The organism is Pseudoalteromonas citrea, from assembly GCF_000238375.3.
GTDB lineage: Bacteria > Pseudomonadota > Gammaproteobacteria > Enterobacterales > Alteromonadaceae > Pseudoalteromonas > Pseudoalteromonas citrea.
In genome coordinates, this window is the sequence record NZ_AHBZ03000013.1 from 1 (window position 1) to 2899 (window position 2899).

General features: G+C 44.9%; 4 protein-coding genes. All 4 read right to left on the minus strand.

All coding sequences use genetic code 11. From position 1 onward, the window contains the following. Positions 1 to 92: 92 nt before the first annotated feature. Positions 93 to 674, minus strand: coding sequence for a hypothetical protein (locus PCIT_RS03315; protein WP_192992763.1), 582 nt, complete (start codon positions 672 to 674; stop codon positions 93 to 95). Positions 675 to 763: 89 nt separating this feature from the next. Beyond that, a complete protein-coding gene (locus tag PCIT_RS03320) occupies positions 764 to 1228 on the minus strand; it encodes a hypothetical protein (protein ID WP_238347993.1) in 465 nt (154 codons plus the stop codon). Between the two features lie 206 nt (positions 1229 to 1434). Beyond that, on the minus strand, positions 1435 to 1824 hold the full coding sequence (locus PCIT_RS03325; RefSeq protein ID WP_238347994.1) for a hypothetical protein: 390 nt from the start codon (positions 1822 to 1824) through the stop codon (positions 1435 to 1437). 291 nt (positions 1825 to 2115) lie between these two features. Continuing rightward, a complete protein-coding gene (locus PCIT_RS03330; RefSeq protein WP_192992765.1) occupies positions 2116 to 2667 on the minus strand; it encodes a hypothetical protein in 552 nt (183 codons plus the stop codon). Positions 2668 to 2899: the final 232 nt, after the last annotated feature.

Sequence of the window (2899 nt, forward strand, 5' to 3'; positions counted from 1 at the left end):
CATGCGGCACTCACTCCTTGCGGTACTTATGCATATGATGCACGTCTATATAACATTGATTTTAAAAGGAAATAAAATAATAGCTAAGCCCTTTAATTATCTTCTGGTACCGCTCGCCACTGGGCTTGCCCCGCCCCTACTTGAGTGATGACTCGGTCTATGTAATCTGGGTAAGCGGCGCTGGCCACCCATACTCCAATCTCCCCGTTTTCACCAAACTCAACCATTAGATAAGGGTTTGGGTCCATATTTTGTTCACCATTATTATAGGTATACGGCGGCATATTCTTCGTAAATGCCGTGCCTTTTTTACTGTCAATGGCCACCTCACCAAAGTAAATTCGATTTTGACTGATATCCGTCCATGTGACTGATAGTTTTTTCGGAAAAGGAATATCACTAATACTGCTGCGTTTTCCGGCGCTGAGCGGGCAACAGCCTAAGCTGCCGGGGGGCATCCCCCACCTATCATCAAATGTCATTTTAGTGACCCATAACTCATTGCCTTGCACTGTGCCTGAGCCAACCAGCATATAATCAATATTACCGCTTAACACACTGCACCCAGTGAGCTGTGCGGTATACCCTAAAACGAAGCAGGTTATTATCTTGTAACCCTTTATTTTACAAGCCAGTATCTCGCTGCTGAATATGTTTCCTAGTTTGCTTACCATGCAGTACTCACTCCTTCCGGTATTTATGTATATGATGCGTGTCTATATAGCAGTGATTTTAATAGGGAATAAAAGCGCAACTGAGTCCATTAATCATCCTCTGGTACCGCTCGCCACTGAGCTTGCCCCGCCCCTACTTGAGTGATGACTCGGTCTATGTAATCTGGGTAAGCGGCGCTGGCCACCCATACTCCAATCTCCCCGTTTTCACCAAATTCAACCATTAGATAGGGGTTTGGGTCCATATTTTTTCTGCCTGAACCATAAGTATACGGCGGCATATTCTTCGTAAATGCCGTGCCTTTTTTACTGTCAATGGCCACCTCACCAAAGTAAATTCGATTTTGACTGATATCAGTCCATGTGACTGATAGTTTTTTCGGAAAAGGAATATCACTAATACTGCTTGTTTTACCAGCGCTGAGCGGGCAACAGCGTAAGCTGCCGGGGGGCATCCCCCACCTATCATCAAATGTCATTTTAGTGACCCATAACTCATTGCCTTGCACTGTGCCTGAGCCAACCAGCATATAATCAATATTACCGCTTAACACACTGCACCCACTGAGCAGTGCGGTATACCCTAAAACTAGACAGCCTAGTATTTTACAGGCCTTTATTTTAAAAAATTTTATCTTGCTGCTGAATATGTTTCCTAGTTTGCTTACCATGCAGTACTCACTCCTTCCGGTATTTATGTATATGATGCGTGTCTATATAACAGTGATTTTAAAAGGAAATAAAATAATAGCTAAGCCCTTTAATTATCTTCAGGTACCGCTCGCCACTGAGCTTGCCCCGCCCCTACTTGAGTGATGACTCGGTCTATGTAATCTGGGTAAGCGGCGCTGGCCACCCATACTCCAATCTCCCCGTTTTCACCAAACTCAACGATTAGATAAGGGTTGGGGTCCATATTTTTTCTGCCTGAGCCATAAGTATACGGCGGCATATTCTTCGTAAATGCCGTGCCTTTTTTACTGTCAATGGCCACCTCACCAAAGTAAATTCGACTTTGACTGATATCAGTCCATGTGACTGATAGTTTTTTCGGAAAAGGAATATCACTAATACTGCTGCGTTTTCCGTGTTTTACCAGCGCTGAGCGGGCAACAGCGTAAGCTGCCGGGGGGCATCCCCCACCTATCATCAAATGTCATTTTAGTGACCCATAACTCATTGCCTTGCACTGTGCCTGAGCCAACCAGCATATAATCAATATTACCGCTTAACACACTGCACCCAGTGAGCTGTGCGGTATACCCTAAAACGAAGCAGGTTATTATCTTGTAACCCTTTATTTTACAAGCCAGTATCTCGCTGCTGAATATGTTTCCTAGTTTGCTTACCATGCAGTACTCACTCCTTCCGGTATTTATGTATATGATGCGTGTCTATATAACAGTGATTTTAATAGGGAGTAAAACCGCAACCAAGCCCATTAATCATCCTCTGGTACCGCTCGCCACTGGGCTTGCCCCGCCCCTACTTGAGTGATGACTCGGTCTATGTAATCTGGGTAAGCGGCGCTGGCCACCCATACTCCAATCTCCCCGTTTTCACCAAATTCAACCATTAGATAGGGGTTTGGGTCCATATTTTTTCTGCCTGAACCATAAGTATACGGCGGCATATTCTTTGTAAATGCCGTGCCTTTTTTACTGTCAATGGCCACCTCACCAAAGTAAATTCGACTTTGACTGATATCAGTCCATGTGACTGATAGTTTTTTCGGAAAAGGAATATCACTAATACTGCTTGTTTTACCGGCGCTGAGCGGGCAACAACCTAAGCTGCCGGGGGGCATCCCCCACCTATCATCAAATGTCATTTTAGTAACCCATAACTCATTGCCTTGCACTGTGCCTGAGCCAACCAGCATATAATCAATATTACCGCTTAACACACTGCACCCACTGAGCAGTGCGGTATACCCTAAAACTAGGCAGCCTAATATCTTACTGCTGAGTATGTTTCCTAGTTTACTTACCATGCGGTACTCACTCCTTGCGGTATTTATGTATATGATGCGTGTCTATATAGCAGTGATTTTAATAGGGAATAAAAGCGCAACTGAGTCCATTAATCATCCTCTGGTACCGCTCGCCACTGAGCTTGCCCTGCCCCCACTTGAGTAATGACTCGGTCGGAATAACTCACGTAAGCGGCGCTGGCCACCCATACTCCAATCTCCCCGTTTTCACCAAACTCAACGATTAGATAAG

Excerpts from the sequence above, each read along its gene's own strand:
- PCIT_RS03315 (WP_192992763.1), bottom strand. The coding sequence starts at position 674 with ATGGTAAGCAAACTAGGAAACATATTCAGCAGCGAGATACTGGCTTGT.
- PCIT_RS03325 (WP_238347994.1), bottom strand. The coding sequence starts at position 1,824 with ATGATAGGTGGGGGATGCCCCCCGGCAGCTTACGCTGTTGCCCGCTCA.
- PCIT_RS03330 (WP_192992765.1), bottom strand. The coding sequence starts at position 2,667 with ATGGTAAGTAAACTAGGAAACATACTCAGCAGTAAGATATTAGGCTGC.